This window comes from bacterium (assembly GCA_021108215.1).
Lineage (GTDB): Bacteria > Oederibacteriota > JAAXVQ01 > JAAXVQ01 > JAUVAV01 > JAIORK01.
Window position 1 is genome coordinate 55,130 of the sequence record JAIORK010000032.1, and the last position, 21,780, is coordinate 76,909.

Consider the following 21,780-nt stretch of genomic DNA (forward strand, 5'->3'; position numbering starts at 1 on the left):
AACCCTCTCTATAAATTCCTTGACCATCTTATCCTCCAATCGCATAATTGAACCTGCAACACTGGCTTGTAATTCTCCCGTCTTGTACGTCTAAAAATTACAATAAAATTGCTGTCTCCGGAGGCCGGATGGATCACTTCGAACGCATTTTTAAAATGCACCGTCTATTGAAGCAATCCCGTTATCCTATTTCCCGAAAACAATTTGAAGAAAAATTAAAATGTACCCGCGCAACGGTTAAGCGGATCATGAATGAATTGAAAATACATCTGGGTGCACCCCTTGAATACGATTCCCGACAAAACGGCTATTACTATGCGCAAGATGAGACCTGCCTTTATGAACTACCCGGACTCTGGTTCAATGCCACTGAATTGCATGCCCTCCTGAGTGTCCAGCATCTGCTTAAAGAAGTACAACCCGGAATGCTCGAATCACAGATCGCCCCTTTTCAAAAACGTATCCAGGAAATTCTTAAATCAAAATATATGGGAAAAGCCGATATCACCCGGAATGTACGCATCCTGGGTATGGGAGTACGGTCGATCCATCAGGAAAATTTTCAGGCAGTTGCCGGTGCTTTGGCCGCACAGCAGCAGATAAATATTACCTATCACAGCCGCTCAAAAAATCAGAAAACAGAAAGAAAAATTTCTCCCCAGCGGTTGATCCATTACCGGGACAACTGGTATCTCGATGCCTGGGACCATCAGAAATCCGCATTGCGCAGCTTTGCCATAGACCGGATTCAAAAGACAAGTACATTAAAACAAAAGGCCAAGACCATCCCGGACAGAAGTTTGGATGAACAATTCACCACCGCCTATGGCATTTTTTCCGGCAAACCCAAGTATACCGCCCAATTGCGCTTCACACCGGAGTGCAGCCGCTGGGTGGCCGAAGAAATCTGGCATCCGCAGCAAAAGGGAGCATTCAAAGACGGTTATTACATTCTCCAAATTCCCTATGCCGATACCCGCGAGCTGGTCATGGATATATTGAAATACGGCCCCAAAGTTGAAGTGCTGGAGCCGGAAGGTTTGCGTAAAGAGATAAAACAGCTGTTACAGAAAACACTAAAGAAATATTGATAGTGTTGCAATAACCAACCTCCTTTTTTGGTCTAAAGAAAAAGACCATTCCAAAGGAGGGATAAATGGAGAAAAGGAAAAATCATCATCGGCAATCAATACGATTGCAAGGATATGATTATTCACAAGCAGGGGCATATTTCATCACCATTGATATAAATGATCGATTGTGTTTATTGGGTGAAATCAACAACGGAATCATGATAGAAAATCATGCAGGTCGGATGGTGGGAAAATGGTGGAATAAATTGCCGGAAAGATATGGTGATGTGACAATTGATGAATCTGTAGTTATGCCGAACCATTTTCACGGTATCCTGATCATTAAATCCGCCGCCGTAGGGGCGATTCCGTGTAATCGCCCCATGGTTCCGTGTAATCGCCCGGTAAAAAAATCAAACACAATGCTGCGGGTTAAACACGCAACCGGGAATGAAAACAATGAACATAAAAGCGGGGGCGAAAACATGGTTTCGCCCCTACGGGGGTTGGGCCGATATGTGTCGTGGTTTAAACGGATGACCACCAATGAATACATACATGGTGTCCATCAAAATGGATGGTCGCATTTTTACAATAAATTATGGCAAAGGAATTGCCATGATCGTATTATCCGGAATGATATGGAATTGCACCGCATCCGGGAATATATTCGAAATAATCCGGTGCAATGGGGGATCAACAAATCACCGTAGGGGCGATTCCGCGTAATCGCCCCATGGTTTCAAAAAATGATCGCAGCCGGCCGACCGCAGGATAAGGATATCATGGTCAGAGTGATATTGGATTTGTTGGCGTGATATAAAAAAATCACCCACTGACTCATCAAACGAGCCAGGGGGTGTGGTAGAACTGGGGATAGAAACAAAATTAGAGAATACCCAATTTATCCTGGAATTCCTGGAAATTTGATAGAAGGAGATAGAAAAACAATTTGAAAGGAACTTGTAAATAATGGCTTCAGAAAATATTGATGATTTGGTTAACTACTGCAAAGAAAAGGGCCGTGTTTGTCCTGTACCCATGAAATGGAAAGAAGTATGGGAGTTATTGCCCAACAAAAATCGAAAAGGCAGTAGTTGGGAGCCTTCATTACCATTGATTTTGGCTGCTTGGTATGACACACCGGCAATATTAAAAATGATACGCTTAAAAGAGCATATTAACTGGGCGGAACAACACGGCGTACTTGATGAAATATCTTTTTTTCTAAGAAATCTTTCCGAATCAGATTGGTTTCATATCGGAGATTGACCTGACTGGATAGTTTGATAGAAATAGTTTGTATTTTAAAAAAAAGGAGTAGTTCTAAATGTTCAAACCTAGGAATGAAAATTCTGAAAAAAAGAATATACGGGTTATTCCGATACAAGAATGTTTGGCAAAAACTATCCGTGATGAACCAGTAAATAGGGCAGGCGTAAGTGTAGCTATTCATTGCCGTATAGTTGGGTATGTAGCAAAAGAACTAATAAGGCGTATGCCCAAATGGCTTCGGGAACGTTATTATCCTGAAGGTAGTGAATTGATTGCCGCTGTTCATGATATTGGCAAGATCAGTCCGACGTTCCAGGAGAGAATACATCGTGATTTAGGACAAATTCTGAACATCACAAATCCGGATTTGGACAAGGTTATTGGGTATCATTTTACTGTCAGCCAGGCAGCAGCAGATGGGTGCCCAAAATATATTCCTGAGATATTGGGGAGGCATCATGGAAGAAGTCCTTCGAGTATTCAATCTGCTGATGCAGAAATTTATGGTGGTCATGAGTGGCAAAAAAAGCGCATGGATTTAATGAATGATTTGAAAAAAGAGATGAATACAGACTGGCCGGCAATCACTTCATCCATTCAAGCTGATGCAATTGCAGGTTTGACTACTGTTGCGGACTGGATTGGTTCTGGTTCTTTGTTTGATACTGTTGATGAGAAATCCTGGAAAAGTAAAATTGATGAGGCCTTGGATCGGGCAGGATTTGTGACACCGCAACTATGTGTGGGATTAAATTTTAAGGATGTTTTTGGTTTTTCACCTTATCCGTTGCAGATGTGTTTTATTGAGTCCATAAAAAAACAAGGTGCCTATGTTTTGGAAGCGCCGATGGGCGCGGGGAAAACAGAAGCTGCACTTTATGCAGCCTATAAAATGCTGGAAAAAGGAGATGCTACAGGAATATATTTTGCTCTTCCTACGCAACTGACCTCTGATAAGGTTTATGAACGTGTGAATTTATTTCTTGCCGGTGATCCAAAGAAAAATCTTCAGGGGATTTTAGAAGCGTCTGATCCATGGCGATCAGCTTTGCTATTGCATGGTTCTGCATGGTTGCGCGAGACAGAGCTTGGCGAAGAAGGCAATCCCGGCAAATCATGGTTTAGCAGCGGCAAGCGTGGGCTTCTCGCTCCTTTTGCCGTGGGAACCATTGATCAGGCTCTCATGGCTGTTATGAATGTCAGGCATGGATTTGTGCGGACTTTTGGATTAGCGGGTAAGGTTGTTATTCTGGATGAAGTACACAGCTATGACAGCTATACTGGGACTATCCTTAAAGAACTGGTGACAGCCCTTCGTGAATTGCACTGCACAGTCATTATTTTAAGCGCCACTCTGACTGATAATCAACGGCGTTCCATACTTGGCGCAGCTAAACCTAAAACCAGCTCAGCCAAACTATCGGCTTATCCCCTTATTTCCCAGTATCCAATAGGAGGGAAATTGAAGGAACTGGAAACGGAAAAAAATGAAGAATTTGAAGTGAATATTCATATCTGTTCAGATGACAATAAAGCTATTGATGAAGCCCTCAAACGGGCAGAAAGAGGAGAGCAGATCCTTTGGATTGAAAACACCGTAGATGATGCACAAAGACGTTATCGTGAACTAGCTGCCATGGAAATGAATTTGGAATGTGGACTTTTGCATTCACGGTTCATTAAAGTAGATCGAAGAAAAAATGAAGACAAATGGGTGGGGCTGTTTGGAACATCAGGCCGAGAAAAGCGCAGGGAAAAGGGCCGGATTTTAATAGGAACCCAGGTTTTGGAGCAGTCACTGGATATTGATGCGGACTTTCTGGTGTCACGGCTTTGTCCCACGGATATGTTATTTCAGCGTTTGGGGCGTTTGTGGCGCCATCGTGATAATGATTCTGTACGGCCGGATGAAGCTCAATGTGAGGCATGGATATTGGCACCGGAAATGAATCAGGCAATTTTGGATATAAAGCACTTTGGAAAGTACGCAAAAGTCTATAGTCCTTATGTTTTGTGCAGGACACTGGAAGTTTGGCAGAGTATTTCATCAATAAAACTGCCAGGTGACATCAGACCATTGCTGGAGGCAACCTATAAAGAACGATCAGAAAAAGGGAGGATGGCAACATACAAGCAGGAAATGATAAAGCAAAAGGAGAAGCTTACTGCATTTGCATTAACCGGTATCAGCCGGGGAGGCCAAACTCTGCCTGAAAGCAAAGCAAGCACAAGGTATTCGGAGATTGAGTCCATTGAAGTTTTGCTGATAAAAAAAATCATTTATGAACCGGACGGGATAATGTTACATCTCCTGGATGATACAAAAATGTACCTGCCAAAAAAAGCAGAGCCTTCAAAGCGTCGCAAACGGGCTGCAACATTACTGAATAATACGGTCTCAGTGCCGGAGTATCTTGCACCTACAACATATACAAAGCAACTGGCGTTCTTAAAAGAGTACGTTTATTTGGGTAATCATGAAGAAAGTCCATTCCGTGCATCTATAGTATCTGATTCCGATGAATTGCAGGGATTAGGCCAGACAGAAGTATCAGAAAAATACCATCTTGAATATGATGCTTGTTTAGGTTATAGAGCCGAAAAGAAAGGGAGGTAAGGAAGAGTATGATTAAAAACAGTTTTAATTTGGTCAGTCAGCCATGGATACCTGTGGCAGGTAAGGGCTTGGTGAGTCTGACGGATATTTTTACTGATTCAAAAATCACTGCCCTGGGTGGTAATCCTATTCAGAAGATAGCAATGACCAAATTGCTATTGGCAATTGTTCAGGCAGCGTGGACACCCAAAGATGACAAAGATTGGAAGAAAAATGGTTTGTCGGGTATGGCAAAAAAAGCAATGAATTACTTAACAAAAAATAAAGGTCTGTTTTGGCTGTATGGTAAAGAACCGTTTCTTCAAATGTCGGGTATAAAAAAAGCAGCACTTCAGACTTACGGCGCAGTTCAGATTGATGTGGCAAGCGGGAATACGACTGTACTAATTCAAAGTCAGGTTGAACAGCAATTGACGGATGCAGATAAAGCTTTACTGTTGGTTCAGCAAATGGGATTTTCTCTGGGTGGAAAAAAGACGGATAATAGTATAGTTCTTTCACCAAACTATGCCGGGAAATCCAACGCTAAAGATAAACCATCTACGGGTAAACCTGGTCCATCTTTAGGTTTTTTAGGTTATTTACATAGTTTTTTGTTAGGCACATCATTACAGGAAACATTGTGGATGAATATTTTTACAGAAGAGGATATGCAGGATTTGAAATATTTTTCAGAAGGAATAGGCGTTGCGCCATGGGAAAAAATGCCCAGAGGGGAAGACTGCCGAATAGCCCGGGCATTAAAAAAATCTTACATGGGACGTTTGGTGCCCTTGTCTCGTTTTGTATTTTTAGCAGATAAGGGATTGCATTATTCCGAAGGTATTGCTCATCCAGGTCATTTGGAAAGTATAGTTGATCCTACTGTGGCCATAGACAGATTACGAGCTAAACCAAAAGTCATTTGGGTTGATCCTGAAAGGCGGCCATGGAGGCAATTGACGGCATTGTTGTCTTTTTTTGAAAACGATAGAGGTTTTGAATGCTTGCAATTGCGAATAGCAATATCACGAATTGATAATAAAAAATGTCAGCCATTCAGTATTTGGTCTGGGGGAATAAAAGTTAAAAGTACTGCGGGGGAACAAGATGTAAAAGGGATGAATGATTTTGTGGAGTCGGAAATTATTCTGAATTCGGAGGTGATGGGTGAAGAATTGTTTGTATGGCTCAAACTGGAAATGGAAGGGTTAGACAAACTTTCTAAATCTGCATATGGTTCTGTTATGGGTTTTTTTAAAGAACAAAAAACGGAAGGGAAAGATCAGGGGGCACAGGCTGCAAACCTTTTCTGGCAGCTTTGTGAGCACAAGTTTCAGGAATTGGTGAACGCGTGTAATGAAACCAGTGGGAAGGAAAGGAAAAAATTACGTAGTATTTTTGCGGGATTTGTAAACAAAGCATACAACACTTATTGTCCTAAAGACACAGCTCGTCAAATAAATGCCTGGGCAGCTAATCGACCCAATTTGGGCGAATATTTATCTTGAGCCGAAGGAGGAATTATGGAAACCAAGACCAAAAAGAAAAGCCGTGAACAGTCTTTTGTAGAATTTGTTTTGAGCCGTATGAAAAAGGATACAAGCTTTGGTGCAGTGCTGCGTCGGGCTGACAACCCGGCCACAGAATCGCAAGCATGGGAGCACTTGATACCATGGTGTGATATTGAAAAGGATTGGCAGCGTTTGCCATTTGCCACGGTAGCTGCAGCTATGGCTCGTGCCAAACCGGAAAAAGATGGAAGCCTTGGAATCGGTAAGGCCATCGCCGTCTGCTATAAAGATGGGTATAAAGATGAACAGGCTCAAGCCAAATTGCGGCGTTTGCTGGCATGTGATGCAGTGGAAGAAGTATGCGCTATTTTAAGGCCCTTGCTCAGATTGTGTGCATCTCGCGGAGCACAGTTGAGCTATGCACAGTTATTGAATGAGCTTATTTATTTTGGAGAAAAAACGCGGATAAAGTGGGCGGTAGATTTTTATCCAAGGAGGGCCAATGATAGCTTCAATGCTAAACCTTAGTCGTAAGGATTGTAAAGATTGGCAACTTAAAGATGGATACAGCATGCATCGGATTGTTTATTCATTATTTCCCAAGCAGGAAAACGAAACCAGAGAGTTTTTGTTTGCTGATAAAGGTATTGCAGGGCAGTGCCATCGAATATTAATTCTATCCAAACGCCTACCGGAAAAACCTGATTTTGGAGAAATAACATCAAAAGAAATTTCTGAATCTATTTTAAGCCATGATCACTATGGCTTTGAAATCACGCTTAATCCTGCGACTAGGAACGGTCAGTCCCGAAAACTTATACCGGTACGCGGCAAAGATAATCTTTGCGAGTGGTTTATTAAAAAGTCGCTAACTACGGGATTTGAAATTGATCCCAACAGTTTGTGCGTGGGTCAAACTCAGGTACAGCAATTTGACAAAATAAAGGAGGGGACTAAATTTTTACATACACACGGATCAGCAACGTTTACAGGAAAGCTAAAAGTGACCAGCAGAGAACTTTTTAAAAAAAGTTTTGAGCAAGGTATAGGACGAGCCAGGGGCTTTGGGTTTGGCTTGCTTCAAATTGTGCCAATGAAAAGTAATTAAAATATTACTTAAAAAACAGGAGGCTAACATGAAAAAGAATCAAACAAAGAATCCTTATCAGAGCATGCACATAGAGTATCACATTATTCAGTCATTTCCGGTTACTTGTCTGAATCGGGATGATGTAGGTGCTCCAAAAACCGCTATGATCGGTGGTACGACTCGTGCCAGAGTCAGCAGTCAGTGCTGGAAACGTCAAGTGCGACTTACACTTCGTGATCTGGGTATTGAATTGGGAAGCAGAACAAAATTAATCGCTGAGCTGATTGCTACAGCATGCAAGGAAAAAGGAGCTACTCCAGACCAGGCAAAAGCTTGTGGTGAAAAGGTGGAGCATATATTTATTAAAAAGAAAGAAGATAATAAAACAGCTAACTCTGGAAAAACAAAGAAGAATGATGAAGATGAGAATGGTGAATCAGGAAATGACGACAAAACAGATACTCTTCTTTTTATAAGTCCGGCAGAAGTAAAACTCTTGGCTGAAGAATTCAAACAAGTCCAATTCAAACCTGATGCGTTATTCAAACAAAAAGATGCAAAAAAACAAGCTAAAGAATTAGCAGATCTTATCGGTAAAACAGATGAACAAATCAATGCATTGGATATAGCGCTTTTTGGCCGCATGGTGGCGCAAGCAGCAACACTGAATGTCGAGGCGGCATCATCCTTTGCTCATGCCATATCAACCCATAAAGTGACCAATGAAGTTGAGTTTTTTACAGCCCTCGATGATGAGTCTAAGGAGCAGGGCTCTGCCCATATGGGGAGCTTAGAATTTAATTCTGCAACCTATTATCGGTATATCAGTCTGGATATTGGGCAGTTGTGGCAGACACTTGCCGGTCAAAATATTCCGGAATCCGTGGAGGTTTTTACCAAGGCGCTTTATATGGCAGTACCCAACGCCCGTCAGACCTCGCAGTCCGGAGCGTCCCCTTGGGAGTTTGCCCGGATATTTGTACGCCGGGGACAGCGTTTGCAGGCACCATTTGAAACAGGCGTGAAAGCTCAAAATGGAGGATTTCTGGAACAAAGCATTAATGAGTTGTGCCAATATCTGGATAAAAAAGAAAAGCTAGCAGGTTCGCTTTTTGGGAAAATTAAGAAAGTTGATTTTGGGAAAGATGAAGCCTTTAACATAGACAAATTGATTGGAGAGATTAAATTCGGAATTGCGGAAGGCCGCGCGAAATGAAAACCAAATATCTATTGTTATGGCTGGAAGCGCCTTTGCAATCATGGGGTGCGGATTCAAAGTTCGGCAGGCGGGATACCATGTCCTTTCCCACCAAATCCGGTGTTATTGGAATTTTACTCTGCGCGATGGGCGCGTCAGGTGAACAGGCCGAACTGCTTTCGCGATTAGCACTACTCAAGCAGACAGTTATTTCATATGTGCCCGCTCGGAAAATGGAGAACGGGAAATCAGAGAAGACTGATCGTGAACCTCTTTTAAATGATTTTCACATGGTGGGAAGTGGGTATGATGACAAAAATCCATGGGAATCAATGCTCATCCCTATGACTTGGGATTCTGTAAAGAAAAAGTCTGGTAAAGCAAATAATGCAGATGGTTCAAGAGGTGGAACAAAAATTACTTACAGGTATTATCTACAGGATGCTAAATTTGCAGTAATAATGGAAGTACCTGACAAAATGGCAGATGACTTTTCCGAGGCATTACAAAATCCAGTTTATGATGTTTATCTTGGGAGGAAAAATTGTGTACCAACAGATATAATTTATCGCGGAAACTATGAAAGCGAAGCAGTAGCATTAAAACGAGCTGCGGAAATTGCAGAAGAAAAGGGGGCGTTGGCAGAAGATTTCAAGGTCATAGACGGAGAGTATAATGATGATGGCGAAACAATGACCTTGAATGACATACCAGTTCAGTTTGGCGAGATCAAGCGTTACCGCGACAGAAAAGTAACGGTGATTCAATCGTGAGCGGGACATCATCTTCAGCGAGTGAAAAAAGTCAAAGGCTATTCATCAAGGTTACAAAAGCCAGTTTGCCACAAGTAAAAGACAAGTATCCGTTTTTGTATCTGGAACGGGGCCGACTGGAGATAGATGATAGTAGTGTCAAATGGATTGATTGCGATGGCAATGTAGTTCGATTGCCGATTGCTACTATCAATACGGTATTGTTAGGACCGGGAACGTCTATAACCCATGAAGCAGTAAAAGTTATGGCAACTGCTAATTGTTCTGTTTGTTGGGTTGGAGAAGATTCCTTGTTGTTTTATGCAGTGGGGCAGAGTCCGACATCAGATTCGAGTAATCTGCGGTCACAAATGTTGCTGGCTACTGACAAGGAAAAATCCGTGGAAGTCGCCAGGCGGATGTATGCCCGGCGTTTTCCTTCGGCACAACTGGAAGGGAAAAATCTCAAAGAAATGATGGGCATGGAAGGTTATCGAGTCCGCCGGATGTATGAGCAAAAAGCGGCTAAATACAATGTAGGGTGGAAGGGAAGATATTATCAGCCGGGTAAGTTTGAGTTTGGAGATATAACAAACCGGGTTTTAACATCAGCTAATGCAGCGCTTTACGGTATTCTGACCTCGGCTGTTTACAGCATGGGATACGCACCGCACATTGGGTTTATACATTCCGGTAGTCCGTTGCCTTTTGTTTATGATTTGGCGGATTTATACAAAGAAAATCTTTGTATTGATTTGGCGTTTGTATTGACTTTGGAATTGGCAGGAAAATATAACAAGGCAAAGGTGTCTTCTGCATTCCGTAAGCGGGTAATAGAAATGGACTTGTTGGCGAAAATCGGTCCGGATATTAAAGAAATGTTATATGGAGGGAATGATGTTGGTGGTAATAGCGAATAATATTCCGCCCGCAGTTCGAGGCAGAATGAAATTATGGTTTGTTGAACCGCGTCCCAATGTATTTGTTTCAGGAATTAAAGATTCAGTGGCGGATAATATCATTGAGTATTTATATAAATATTGTCCGGAAGAATCTGGCTTAGTTATTTTTCAAAGAATAAGAAAATCTCCTGGATATAAAATTTGGGGAATAGGGGATATAACTCGGGCACTCATAGAAATAAGTGGATTACAGTTAATACAAGAGAAAAATGGTACTGTTTAAATATAACCATATTTTGTATAGTTGAAAAACTAGTTATACATAATGTTGGTATTTTCCCCACGCGAGTGGGGGTGTTTCTGATGTTTTGGGACACGCTTTTATTATCCCCTAATTTTCCCCACGCGAGTGGGGGTGTTTCTAAATAGATGGCTATATGGAGGATTTAAATGAAATTTTCCCCACGCGAGTGGGGGTGTTTCTAAAGGATATGCGGGTTTAGTAATACGACTACCATTTTCCCCACGCGAGTGGGGGTGTTTCTCTCGCCGACGGGCGGAAAACGGAGAGGGAGAAATTTTCCCCACGCGAGTGGGGGTGTTTCTTTTTATGATGATAAACCAAGCAATAAAAAATGATTTTCCCCACGCGAGTGGGGGTGTTTCTTTTACGTCCAGCATAATCCTTCATCTCCATTCATTTTCCCCACGCGAGTGGGGGTGTTTCTGGTTTTAACATTGCCTAGACCTCCTCTTATTTATTTTCCCCACGCGAGTGGGGGTGTTTCCTTTCCTTATTTCACCTATCGGCAGCGGCCTTGATTTTCCCCACGCGAGTGGGGGTGTTTCTCGTATGCATATTGAGTATGATATACAACAATGATTTTCCCCACGCGAGTGGGGGTGTTTCCAAACGCAGGGGGTTTGGACTGGGTATAATACGATTTTCCCCACGCGAGTGGGGGTGTTTCCCACAGGCAAATAAATCACGTGGTGTGAATTTCATTTTCCCCACGCGAGTGGGGGTGTTTCTATCTTGCCGACTTGTCAAGCCAAGTCATCAAAATTTTCCCCACGCGAGTGGGGGTGTTTCTCCAAGATGCATTTTCAAGTACAAGTATTTTTTATTTTCCCCACGCGAGTGGGGGTGTTTCTAAGCGGTTTTTAGGACTTGAACACAAAAAACAATTTTCCCCACGCGAGTGGGGGTGTTTCTCGAATAGGTTTTTGCAGCACTTGTAAGTATGGATTTTCCCCACGCGAGTGGGGGTGTTTCTCTATGACACGCTGCGGAACAAGAACATCATCGATTTTCCCCACGCGAGTGGGGGTGTTTCATGAATCTGTACCGTTTCACTTTTCTCTAGATAATTTTCCCCACGCGAGTGGGGGTGTTTCTGACTCACCGTCGGCGCGGATGCTCGCGGTGGCATTTTCCCCACGCGAGTGGGGGTGTTTCTAGAGAGACCTGTGATGTACTACTAGCCTCAAGATTTTCCCCACGCGAGTGGGGGTGTTTCTTGATGGCGTCCGCATCTGGTGGACATATCGCGATTTTCCCCACGCGAGTGGGGGTGTTTCTGCTACCGTATCCCTGGTCGTATGCATGAATGAATTTTCCCCACGCGAGTGGGGGTGTTTCTGGATAAAAGATCAAACACACATAATTACGGTCATTTTCCCCACGCGAGTGGGGGTGTTTCTGCTAAACGTGGCAATCCTAGCCTGATTGATCTATTTTCCCCACGCGAGTGGGGGTGTTTCTTGTTTTTCTACTGTGTCGATAACAAATTTATTATTTTCCCCACGCGAGTGGGGGTGTTTCTATGATGTCATTGCTATTGATGTCTGCGGGATGATTTTCCCCACGCGAGTGGGGGTGTTTCTGATGCCATGCGAATCAAAGAAGGTCATGGTCAATTTTCCCCACGCGAGTGGGGGTGTTTCTTCACCGGCGCAGCTAATCAACGCAACGATCAAATTTTCCCCACGCGAGTGGGGGTGTTTCCACCGGCGACGGGTCCAGCTTTACGGGGATCGAATTTTCCCCACGCGAGTGGGGGTGTTTCTAATAAACTGTGAACGGTCTTGGTTGGTTCCAGATTTTCCCCACGCGAGTGGGGGTGTTTCTCGTTTTGACTACACAAATCTTGATGTATAGCAATTTTCCCCACGCGAGTGGGGGTGTTTCTTCCGCGTATCCGACTACGCCATTAGTGATGTCATTTTCCCCACGCGAGTGGGGGTGTTTCTTAAGACGCGCGAAAAGTATCCCGGCTTAATGAATTTTCCCCACGCGAGTGGGGGTGTTTCTTATTGGAGCAGGAGGAACAGTAGATGTAGGTGATTTTCCCCACGCGAGTGGGGGTGTTTCTACCCCTACAGCAAGTGCATCAGGTAGCGCGAAATTTTCCCCACGCGAGTGGGGGTGTTTCTTCCAAACACCACCAACACTTTTATTATGTGCGATTTTCCCCACGCGAGTGGGGGTGTTTCTATATTCTTGCGTCGTCATCTCTCCCAGGTTTTATTTTCCCCACGCGAGTGGGGGTGTTTCTTGAGCGTCATTATTGCGGTATGTCTGATTGTAATTTTCCCCACGCGAGTGGGGGTGTTTCTATAAAGCGTTACATACATCAACGGATGGGATTATTTTCCCCACGCGAGTGGGGGTGTTTCTCGTTTAAGCGTGGTGGTGAAGCGGTCAACCAAATTTTCCCCACGCGAGTGGGGGTGTTTCTAAAATAGGGTGGGTATGACTATTTTATACCCAATTTTCCCCACGCGAGTGGGGGTGTTTCTCTAAAAAAATTATATTCACCCCAGGTGTGCGGATTTTCCCCACGCGAGTGGGGGTGTTTCTAGAGCCAGGTAAGTTAATCGCGTCTTGTAAAGATTTTCCCCACGCGAGTGGGGGTGTTTCTCAGTTAAGGCAACACGTTTGCCTATGGAAAAGATTTTCCCCACGCGAGTGGGGGTGTTTCTCTCTTATATCCGCTGTTGTTGCTTTATATGGAATTTTCCCCACGCGAGTGGGGGTGTTTCTCAAGATCCTGGTCGTCCTGTGCATACATTACAATTTTCCCCACGCGAGTGGGGGTGTTTCTGATAGGAATTCGGTTGCAGAGTGCTGGAAGTTATTTTCCCCACGCGAGTGGGGGTGTTTCTCACTTTTGATATCCCCTAAAGAAGTGGCAAAAATTTTCCCCACGCGAGTGGGGGTGTTTCTATTTCTAGTATTATAACGGACTTTGTAAAAGAATTTTCCCCACGCGAGTGGGGGTGTTTCTTATATTGTAGGGGTGTTATGGTATACATATAAAATTTTCCCCACGCGAGTGGGGGTGTTTCCGATATAGAGATGAGCATAAAATTTACTATTTAATTTTCCCCACGCGAGTGGGGGTGTTTCTTGATAGCTAAAAGGTGGGCCTTTACAAGTCTCATTTTCCCCACGCGAGTGGGGGTGTTTCTCTAGAGCATAAATATAAAGCGTTGCATACATCAATTTTCCCCACGCGAGTGGGGGTGTTTCTTAATACTATCTACCCCCGAAAAGGGTGAATTGATTTTCCCCACGCGAGTGGGGGTGTTTCTTCCGAGCTCGATACTCTGGCTGCAACAGCGGGATTTTCCCCACGCGAGTGGGGGTGTTTCTTAAACTAAAAATTTATTGCGCAACTCGGGGAAATTTTCCCCACGCGAGTGGGGGTGTTTCTCTCCCTAGCGCTACCATAACCTCATGGTGGCGATTTTCCCCACGCGAGTGGGGGTGTTTCTTTGCATTATTAACCTTCCTTTAGCTGATTTTTATTTTCCCCACGCGAGTGGGGGTGTTTCTCAATTAAACGGGATGAGGAGGACACGAAACGGATTTTCCCCACGCGAGTGGGGGTGTTTCTTTATAAAAAAACCCGCCAACCGCAGTAGAGCTATTTTCCCCACGCGAGTGGGGGTGTTTCTATAATTTGTGCTACCCGATGCGCTAGCGGTGGGATTTTCCCCACGCGAGTGGGGGTGTTTCTTTATAAAAATTGATCCGAAATATGCCGCATTAATTTTCCCCACGCGAGTGGGGGTGTTTCTTGATAACAAAAAGGCGGGCCTTTACAAGTCTCAATTTTCCCCACGCGAGTGGGGGTGTTTCTGATCTAACTCTAGAAATTACAACTGGTAATAATTTTCCCCACGCGAGTGGGGGTGTTTCTTTAAAATATGGTATCCAACCATTAATCAGGGGATTTTCCCCACGCGAGTGGGGGTGTTTCTCAGTTAAAGCAACACGTTTGCCAATGGAAAAGATTTTCCCCACGCGAGTGGGGGTGTTTCTCTATAATATGCGTATAGGAAATGATCCATTAGATTTTCCCCACGCGAGTGGGGGTGTTTCTACCCGATAGGGAACTTAACTGTTGGGTAAGTTAATTTTCCCCACGCGAGTGGGGGTGTTTCTATTTCAAATCATCGGCATTAAGTCCTTGCTGAATTTTCCCCACGCGAGTGGGGGTGTTTCTAAACAACCGCTTATTTCTGTTGTGATAACTAAATTTTCCCCACGCGAGTGGGGGTGTTTCTGCTATTGTAAAAATGGCCGTAAAAGAAGCAATATTTTCCCCACGCGAGTGGGGGTGTTTCTTTTCATCGTTCCCCTCCTGTTATTTTCGATAGATTTTCCCCACGCGAGTGGGGGTGTTTCTTAGAAGAGGCAGGTGAAGATAAAAATGATTACATTTTCCCCACGCGAGTGGGGGTGTTTCAATCGCATCATGAAAAAGTCCGTGCCGAAATCGATTTTCCCCACGCGAGTGGGGGTGTTTCTCTTGCGTCGCGTTCGGTGTCGTATAAGTGCGGATTTTCCCCACGCGAGTGGGGGTGTTTCCCACAGACAGACATAAATGCCGCGTAGATGTGCATTTTCCCCACGCGAGTGGGGGTGTTTCTAATAACGTCGCTTACGCCATAAGGGGGAATCAATTTTCCCCACGCGAGTGGGGGTGTTTCTTGCATATTGCTACACATATTCAGTCGGCAATGATTTTCCCCACGCGAGTGGGGGTGTTTCTGTACTTTTGGCGTTATGCGGGGAGAAGAAAAAATTTTCCCCACGCGAGTGGGGGTGAACCGATTTTTTCGAATTATAGCGAGACTGGAATTATGTTTTGAGATACTATGAAAAATACCCTATAATCCTACAGGGACAATGCTGATGTGAAAAATATTTTAAATATTGTGCAAGAAAATAGAGAAATGTTGGTCAAACTGTATAGGGGGAATATCCTGTACAGAGGAGGACTGAGAAAAGATGGCAAACAGTATTGCGATTTTTAAGGGGGAAAAGATTAGGAAGACGATTTACAAGAATGAGTGGTGGTTTTCGGTGGTGGATATAATTGAAGCATTAACAGGAAATGATCGCCCAAGAAAATACTGGAATGATCTCAAGAAAAAGGTGATAGATGAAGGTTATTCTGAACTGTCCGAAAAAATCGGACAGTTGAAATTAGAAGCTCCTGATGGCAAATTACGTGAAACCGACTGCGCCAACACCGAGGGAATTTTTCGCATTATCCAATCCATTCCATCGCCAAAAGCCGAACCATTCAAACGATGGCTGGCAAAAGTAGGTTATGAACGGGTGCAGGAGATTGAAGATCCTGAACTAAGCACAAAGAGAACACGAGAGCTGTACAAAGCCAAAGGGTACTCGGATACCTGGATTGAAAAGCGAATGAGGGGAATCGCTATTCGCGAAGAACTAACAGATGAATGGAAAAATCGAGGTGCCAGAGAAGAAACGGATTATGAGATATTGACTGCAGAGATATCAAAAGCAACATTTGGTATTATACCAGCTGAGTATAAGAAGATTAAAGGTCTCAAGCGTCAGAACCTGCGTGATCATATGGATGATTTCGAGTTGATTTTTACCATGCTGGGAGAGCGTTCAACCACAGAGATTCATCGCAATGAAAATTCTCAAGGGACGAAGAAACTTAAAGTAGATTCTCGTGCTGGGGGTAAAATAGCCGGCAATGCACGCAAAGCTTTAGAAAAAAAATTAAAACGTCCTATTGTTTCCAGTGAAAATTATTTATCCGCTCCACAGAGTGCTAAAAAAATTGGCGCGAACCCCAAGCAATCAAAAAAGTCCAGGAAGGTTCGCGGATCATGAAAAATAGTCCGTGCATTTTACGGGACGTAGTTCGGTGATACGGTAATAAAAATTCTCCTGAGGACATGTCTGGTTTTTAAAAAGGCATGTCCTTTTTTTATTTATATCTGTAGCAGCGGTGCATCCCCAGTTGACGATGAGTTGTCCGAAAGAAAACAACTGAAAAATAAATGAAATAGTTTGCAAGGAAATGTGAGAAATCCTGTCTATAGGGGTAGGGAACAGGCATGCCTGATCCTTACAATTGCACAAAGGAGGAAAAAGGTGAAAGAAAAAAATATTGAGAAAAAATATCATGATACATTTGAGAAATTCAAGCAATATAGTCAAGAAAATATTGGATTTTGGTATGCGCGCGATTTGCAAATAATTCTTGAATATAGTAGTTGGGATAAATTTAAGCGTGTTATTCAAAAAGCTATAGTTGTTTGCGAAACAGCAGGACAGCTAAGTAATGACCATTTTTCCCAAGTGGGAAAAATGGTCGGGCTTGGCTCCTAGTACGGGACGTAGTTCGGTAATACGGTAATAAAAATTTTTCAGAGGACATGTCTGGTTTTTAAAAAAGGCATGTCCTTTTTTTATTTGTATCTGTAGCAGATGTGTATCTCCGGTTGGCAATGAGTTGTCCAAAAGAAAATAACTGAAATAATTTGCAAGGAAATATGAAAAATTCTGTCTAACTGTGCAGTAGGGAACGATCATCCGGTATTCGCCAGGCAAGCTGACCGTTCCCTACAATAGCGCAAGGAGGGATAAAAAAGATGTCAACAGGTATTGCGGTTAGAGGGAAGGAAATTAGGAAGACGCTCTATAAGAACGAGCGGTGGTTTTCGGTGATGGATGTTGCAGGGAGTTTGGTCTATGGGGAGTAGAAAAATAATTCGTATTAACAAATTTGGGCAACAGCCTGTTGCCAAGAAGAATCAGACGGATTTATTCAATGAGATTCGCAACTTGATTACGGAAGCCAAACAGTCGGTTGTAGTTACTGTTAATGCTGCTCAAACAATGCTTTATTGGCATATTGGTAAACGTATCAACCGTGAAGTGTTAAAGGGTAAACGCGCGGAATACGGTAAACAAATTTTGAACTCATTGTCCTCAAAATTGAGTGTTGAGTTTGGCAAAGGTTTTTCTGAAAAAAGTCTGAGAAGAATGCTTCAATTTTCAGAGGCTTTCCCCAAAAAGCAGATTGTCGCATCACTGCTGCGACAATTGAGCTGGACTCATTTCACCTTGCTTATTCCAATAAAAAATGAGCTTCAAAGGAACTTTTATACCCAGATGTGCAGAGTTGAAGGCTGGACCATACGCGTCTTACGCCAAAAGGTTGATTCTATGTTGTTTGAGCGGACTGTTATTTCCAAAAAATCGGATAAGCTTATTAGGCAGGAACTCTCCTCATTGGCGAAAGAAAATAAAGTTACTCCGGCATTGGTAATGAAAGATCCTTATCTGCTGGATTTTCTCGATTTGAAGGAAACATTTAGTGAAAAAGATCTGGAGCAGATTATTCTAAACGAATTAAAGCAGTTTATTCTTGAACTTGGTTCAGGTTTTGCATTTGTAGAACGACAAAAACGAATGATTATTGATAAGGAAGATCATTATCTGGATTTATTATTTTATCATCGGCGGTTGAAACGGTTGATTGCGATTGAACTTAAGCTTGGTAAATTTAAGGCGGCTTATAAAGGTCAGATGGAACTGTATCTGCGTTGGTTAGCTAGACATGAAACCACGAAAGATGAAAAACCGCCACTTGGTATCATTCTTTGTGCCGAAGGAAAACAGGAATCTATCGAACTCCTGGAATTGGGCAAGTCCGGTATTCATGTTGCGGAGTACCTAACCGAATTGCCACCTCGGAAACTTCTTGAACAAAAATTACATAGTGCTATTGAACAGGCCAAATCAAGGCCAAATCAAGGACAAATGCATTAGCAGATGATGAGGGGTAGATGAAGCCGTTACAAAGTGTACGGTTTTAATCGGTGGGCGATAACCAGAGGGTGGGGACAAATTGTCACCATCCTTTTATTGTGATGTATATTCATCAAGAGAGGAACGATTTGTATCTAAAATATTCTGCAAGAAAACAGCTGTGTTTCGGTCTCACTGTGCAGTAGGGAACGATCACCCGGCCCGGCATTCGCCAGGCAAGCTGACCATTCCCTACAATAGCGCAAGGAGGAATTAGAATAAATGACAGCGCGATATAGTGAACTACTTGGACAGATCAAACAGCGAATTAAACAAGGACAGACGCGTGCTGTATTTTCTGCAAATGCAGAAATGATCACCATGTATTGGGATATTGGTCATATGCTGAATGAACGCCAGAAAATTAAGGGCTGGGGAGCAGGCGTTATTCCCCGCCTGGCACGAGATATTCGGAATGAATTGCCGGAAATCAAAGGGTTTTCTGAGAGGAATATCGGATATATGATTAGATTTGCCCGGGAGTATGGATCGGCGCCAATTTTGCAACAACCTGTTGCAAAATTACGGTTGGGGAAAATTATGGATACGATAAAAGTGCCACAGCTTGTGGCACAAATACCCTGGGGGCATAACGTCCTGCTTATGGAAAAAGTGAAAGATATTGAAAATAGATTTTGGTACATACAGCAAAGTATTGTGTGGGGTTGGAGGGAAATTAATGAGCGTGTTTTTTAAAGAAATCAGAAGTATTGTTGAAAACGCCCGCCGAAAAGTTTATACAGCAGTGAATTTTCCATGGTAGAAGCGTACTGGCAAATAGGCCGACGTATAGTCAAAGAAGAACAAAAGGGTAGTACCCGGGCAGCATATGGGAAGAAAGTGATTAGCAGATTGTCTAAAGAATTTGTTTCCTAATGAGAAAAAATTCTACGCACTGCGTAGAGAATTGACCTGGACCCACTATCGAATGATTATGCGGGTGGGAAATTCCAGAGCAAGGGACTATTATATCCGGGAAGCAACGGAATGCAACTGGAGTACCCGGCAGCTCGAGGACTATAAATCATGGAGCATGATGTGCATGATCCTGTGATATTGCTACCCCAAAGAGAGTAGGGAAAATTGAAATTGTAGAATTTAATCTATAATTTAGCTAATAATAGTTATCCCGTAGAGGATAACTAAGCTGTGTAGACAAACCTTCTTACTGGTCATGATATTGGAAAATTGGTAGAAATTCACAAAGTGTCCCACACTAAATTCATACAAAAATTTAATTGAAATTAAAAGAGTTATGTGCCATGCGTAGAGTGTGCCTCCAGAAATGCATGAAAATAGGTTGAGAGGTGCTATTGGGTGATCAAATATATGTTTTAACAAAGCTGTACCAGCGTAGGGAACAGGCATGCCTGTTCCCTACAATATCTAATCATCCCACAGCCAAGGTTGCTAACTGGTCTTTGACTGCTGTCAGGAAAGCCGGATCGGGATTGTGTTGAGCCAGACTTTCCTGAATAACCGTTTTACAGGCATCCAGCGACTGGCTGCCTGTGGCCAGGGGAAGCATCTTTTTTAGGGCCTGGGTGCTGGGGAAAATCATAAATGCCAGCTGGTACGCCATCATGGCCAGGGATTGCCGCTGGGTCTGGTGCAAGGCATTGCCGATGTTCAAAAACAGGGCGGCCAGGTCTTCCAGTCCTTGCAGCACCAGATCGCTCTCTAAGCCGAGTTCACGCAATAAGGTCTCGCATTCTTTGACCAGCTTGTCCAAATTATTTTGTTGAAAGTAAATTTCACACAGCCCCAGTTTGGTATCCAGCATGTCCGGGTCCATGAGTTTGGCCCGGTTAAAACAACTGATGGCTTGTAAATAGTCTTTTTTCAAAAGCGAGAGATGACCCAGATTGGTGAGCGCTTCGACCCGGTCAGGGTTGATATCCAAGGCAGTCCTGAATGCCTGTTCCGCATCTTCAAAGCGGTTGGCTTTGCGCAGTGCCAATCCCAGGTTGGAATAGTTGGCATCGGTCCGGCCGTCTTTTTCATCGATGGCTTGCTGGAAATAATCCGCAGCCAGGGGATACGCGTTTTGATTGAGCTGGAGCAGGCCCAGCTCCTGTAAAATACGGTAGCGGTAGGTTGGAGATGCCAATGCCGCTTCAAACGATAAGCGTGCCTGTTCAATTTTACCGGTTTTTTGATAAGCCTGTCCCAGCAGGAAGCCACGCTGAAAGTTGATGACATCTAAGTTAAGCGGCATGAAGCCTGCGGAAAAGGTTGTGTCCTGACATTGCTTGAGTTCGGTGATCGCAGCTGCATATTTTTCTGCCTCAAAATAGGCAGTGCCGAGGTAATAGTGAATGAGTCCATTGTCCGGATAATCCGGTAAAAGTGACTGATAGACCTGCTGGGCGGAATCATCCAATCCAATATCCGAGCAATAGCGTCCCATCAGCAGGGAGGTTTCCAGGAAAAATTGTGGGTGCTGCTGCTTGACCACCGGGTTATCCACCACTTGCTGCATGGCGGTGATCGCCTCTTCGTACCGCTCCAGGTTTGCCAATGTGCGGCCCAACTGGAAGCGCATAACAAAATCTTCAGGTTTTTTTTCCAAAACGCGCTCAATGATTGCCAGATTGCGTTTGGATTTTCGGATCAGGTCTGTTTGCTGTTCATTGCCGATATGCCGGATGGTGATGGGACGCTGCTCGCAGATGATGCCGGATTTTTTTAGATTGTTGGATATTTGTTCGTGGATCTGCCACTCAAATCGTGCCGTGGGAATATTGGGGAAAAGCCGGAGCTGATAAAAAGTAAGATCACCGCTCATCCGGGCAGCCTCACTATGGACAACCAGATAGTAGGCATGGTCCTGTCGTTGCGGAAGTGAGGTTTTGAGCTGTTTGAGTTTTTGTATCTCAGCCGGATTGACGCGGTCATCCGCATCCAACCAGAGAATATATCTGCCGCGCGCATGCCGGATAGATTCATTGCGTGCGGCACTAAAGTCATCGCACCAGGTAAAATCGAAAACCCTGGCACCCGCGTTTTTTGCGATAGTACGGGTATCATCTGTGGACCCGGTATCAACCACAATGATTTCATCCACAGCATCCTGCACAGATTGCAGACAGCCGGCAAGATTTTGGGATTCGTTTTTTACAATCATACATAAGGAGAGCAATGGTGTTGCGTCACCATTTGTGGCGGCCAGGCGGCGGTGCTGTTTTTTTGTGCGCTGCTTACTTCTGCTTTTCATGATGA

16 protein-coding genes, 1 pseudogene and 1 CRISPR repeat array are annotated in these 21,780 nt (G+C 43.7%); of the genes and pseudogenes, 16 read left to right on the forward strand and 1 reads right to left on the reverse strand.

Features of this window, described 5'->3' with window-relative positions:
• The first annotated feature begins 128 nt into the window (after nucleotides 1-128).
• The 16 genes and pseudogenes from K8S19_07035 (at nucleotide 129) to K8S19_07110 (ending at nucleotide 19,612) form a co-directional block, all read left to right on the forward strand.
• The gene (locus tag K8S19_07035) at nucleotides 129-1,091 is read left to right on the forward strand and encodes a transcriptional regulator (GenBank protein ID MCD4813428.1); all 963 of its coding nucleotides are present in this window, start codon (nucleotides 129-131) and stop codon (nucleotides 1,089-1,091) included.
• A 65-nt stretch (nucleotides 1,092-1,156) separates the two neighbouring features.
• Nucleotides 1,157-1,786, forward strand: coding sequence for a hypothetical protein (locus K8S19_07040; protein ID MCD4813429.1), 630 nt, complete (start codon nucleotides 1,157-1,159; stop codon nucleotides 1,784-1,786).
• A gap of 259 nt (nucleotides 1,787-2,045) precedes the next feature.
• Entirely contained in the window at nucleotides 2,046-2,345 is a 300-nt protein-coding gene (locus K8S19_07045) for a hypothetical protein (protein ID MCD4813430.1), read from the forward strand.
• Nucleotides 2,346-2,403: 58 nt separating this feature from the next.
• Nucleotides 2,404-4,965 carry a CRISPR-associated helicase Cas3' gene (cas3, locus tag K8S19_07050; protein ID MCD4813431.1) on the forward strand — a complete coding sequence of 854 codons (2,562 nt, stop codon included), beginning with the start codon at nucleotides 2,404-2,406 and terminating at the stop codon, nucleotides 4,963-4,965.
• A gap of 11 nt (nucleotides 4,966-4,976) precedes the next feature.
• A complete protein-coding gene (casA, locus tag K8S19_07055; protein ID MCD4813432.1) occupies nucleotides 4,977-6,455 on the forward strand; it encodes a type I-E CRISPR-associated protein Cse1/CasA in 1,479 nt (492 codons plus the stop codon).
• Between the two features lie 15 nt (nucleotides 6,456-6,470).
• On the forward strand, nucleotides 6,471-6,986 hold the full coding sequence (gene casB, locus K8S19_07060) for a type I-E CRISPR-associated protein Cse2/CasB (protein ID MCD4813433.1): 516 nt from the start codon (nucleotides 6,471-6,473) through the stop codon (nucleotides 6,984-6,986).
• The gene (cas6e, locus tag K8S19_07065; protein ID MCD4813434.1) at nucleotides 6,961-7,566 is read left to right on the forward strand and encodes a type I-E CRISPR-associated protein Cas6/Cse3/CasE; all 606 of its coding nucleotides are present in this window, start codon (nucleotides 6,961-6,963) and stop codon (nucleotides 7,564-7,566) included. Before casB ends, cas6e begins: the two co-directional genes overlap by 26 nt.
• Nucleotides 7,567-7,594: 28 nt before the next feature.
• A complete protein-coding gene (gene cas7e / locus K8S19_07070; GenBank protein ID MCD4813435.1) occupies nucleotides 7,595-8,764 on the forward strand; it encodes a type I-E CRISPR-associated protein Cas7/Cse4/CasC in 1,170 nt (389 codons plus the stop codon).
• Nucleotides 8,761-9,519, forward strand: coding sequence for a type I-E CRISPR-associated protein Cas5/CasD (gene cas5e, locus K8S19_07075; protein ID MCD4813436.1), 759 nt, complete (start codon nucleotides 8,761-8,763; stop codon nucleotides 9,517-9,519). Before cas7e ends, cas5e begins: the two co-directional genes overlap by 4 nt.
• Nucleotides 9,516-10,418, forward strand: coding sequence for a type I-E CRISPR-associated endonuclease Cas1e (gene cas1e / locus K8S19_07080; GenBank protein MCD4813437.1), 903 nt, complete (start codon nucleotides 9,516-9,518; stop codon nucleotides 10,416-10,418). The genes cas5e and cas1e overlap by 4 nt, the downstream gene beginning before the upstream one ends.
• Entirely contained in the window at nucleotides 10,396-10,683 is a 288-nt protein-coding gene (gene cas2e, locus K8S19_07085; protein ID MCD4813438.1) for a type I-E CRISPR-associated endoribonuclease Cas2e, read from the forward strand. Before cas1e ends, cas2e begins: the two co-directional genes overlap by 23 nt.
• Before the next feature lie 50 nt (nucleotides 10,684-10,733).
• Nucleotides 10,734-15,524: a CRISPR direct-repeat array (repeat unit 29 nt; unit sequence ATTTTCCCCACGCGAGTGGGGGTGTTTCT).
• A gap of 178 nt (nucleotides 15,525-15,702) precedes the next feature.
• Nucleotides 15,703-16,572: a Bro-N domain-containing protein gene (locus tag K8S19_07090; protein ID MCD4813439.1), complete on the forward strand. Its 870-nt coding sequence runs from the start codon at nucleotides 15,703-15,705 to the stop codon at nucleotides 16,570-16,572.
• Nucleotides 16,573-16,836: 264 nt separating this feature from the next.
• Nucleotides 16,837-17,073, forward strand: a complete 237-nt coding sequence (locus K8S19_07095) for a hypothetical protein (GenBank protein MCD4813440.1) — start codon at nucleotides 16,837-16,839, stop codon at nucleotides 17,071-17,073.
• A gap of 363 nt (nucleotides 17,074-17,436) precedes the next feature.
• Nucleotides 17,437-18,519 (forward strand): PDDEXK nuclease domain-containing protein, encoded by a 1,083-nt coding sequence (locus K8S19_07100; GenBank protein ID MCD4813441.1) that lies wholly within the window; start codon nucleotides 17,437-17,439, stop codon nucleotides 18,517-18,519.
• A gap of 261 nt (nucleotides 18,520-18,780) precedes the next feature.
• The gene (locus tag K8S19_07105) at nucleotides 18,781-19,254 is read left to right on the forward strand and encodes a DUF1016 N-terminal domain-containing protein (protein ID MCD4813442.1); all 474 of its coding nucleotides are present in this window, start codon (nucleotides 18,781-18,783) and stop codon (nucleotides 19,252-19,254) included.
• A pseudogene (locus K8S19_07110) lies at nucleotides 19,238-19,612 on the forward strand (DUF1016 N-terminal domain-containing protein). Before K8S19_07105 ends, K8S19_07110 begins: the two are co-directional and overlap by 17 nt.
• A gap of 336 nt (nucleotides 19,613-19,948) precedes the next feature.
• Here K8S19_07110 and K8S19_07115 read toward each other — a convergent pair.
• Nucleotides 19,949-21,775 (reverse strand): tetratricopeptide repeat protein, encoded by a 1,827-nt coding sequence (locus tag K8S19_07115; protein MCD4813443.1) that lies wholly within the window; start codon nucleotides 21,773-21,775, stop codon nucleotides 19,949-19,951.
• Between the last annotated feature and the right edge of the window lie 5 nt (nucleotides 21,776-21,780).

What these genes read in the sequence shown, in the direction of transcription:
- K8S19_07035 (MCD4813428.1), top strand. Translation starts at nt 129, where the DNA reads ATGGATCACTTCGAACGCATTTTTAAAATGCACCGTCTATTGAAGCAA.
- K8S19_07040 (MCD4813429.1), top strand. Translation starts at nt 1,157, where the DNA reads ATGGAGAAAAGGAAAAATCATCATCGGCAATCAATACGATTGCAAGGA.
- K8S19_07045 (MCD4813430.1), top strand. Translation starts at nt 2,046, where the DNA reads ATGGCTTCAGAAAATATTGATGATTTGGTTAACTACTGCAAAGAAAAG.
- cas3 (MCD4813431.1), top strand. Translation starts at nt 2,404, where the DNA reads ATGTTCAAACCTAGGAATGAAAATTCTGAAAAAAAGAATATACGGGTT.
- casB (MCD4813433.1), top strand. Translation starts at nt 6,471, where the DNA reads ATGGAAACCAAGACCAAAAAGAAAAGCCGTGAACAGTCTTTTGTAGAA.
- cas6e (MCD4813434.1), top strand. Translation starts at nt 6,961, where the DNA reads ATGATAGCTTCAATGCTAAACCTTAGTCGTAAGGATTGTAAAGATTGG.
- cas7e (MCD4813435.1), top strand. Translation starts at nt 7,595, where the DNA reads ATGAAAAAGAATCAAACAAAGAATCCTTATCAGAGCATGCACATAGAG.
- cas5e (MCD4813436.1), top strand. Translation starts at nt 8,761, where the DNA reads ATGAAAACCAAATATCTATTGTTATGGCTGGAAGCGCCTTTGCAATCA.
- cas2e (MCD4813438.1), top strand. Translation starts at nt 10,396, where the DNA reads ATGTTGGTGGTAATAGCGAATAATATTCCGCCCGCAGTTCGAGGCAGA.
- K8S19_07090 (MCD4813439.1), top strand. Translation starts at nt 15,703, where the DNA reads ATGGCAAACAGTATTGCGATTTTTAAGGGGGAAAAGATTAGGAAGACG.
- K8S19_07100 (MCD4813441.1), top strand. Translation starts at nt 17,437, where the DNA reads ATGGGGAGTAGAAAAATAATTCGTATTAACAAATTTGGGCAACAGCCT.
- K8S19_07105 (MCD4813442.1), top strand. Translation starts at nt 18,781, where the DNA reads ATGACAGCGCGATATAGTGAACTACTTGGACAGATCAAACAGCGAATT.
- K8S19_07115 (MCD4813443.1), bottom strand. Translation starts at nt 21,775, where the DNA reads ATGAAAAGCAGAAGTAAGCAGCGCACAAAAAAACAGCACCGCCGCCTG.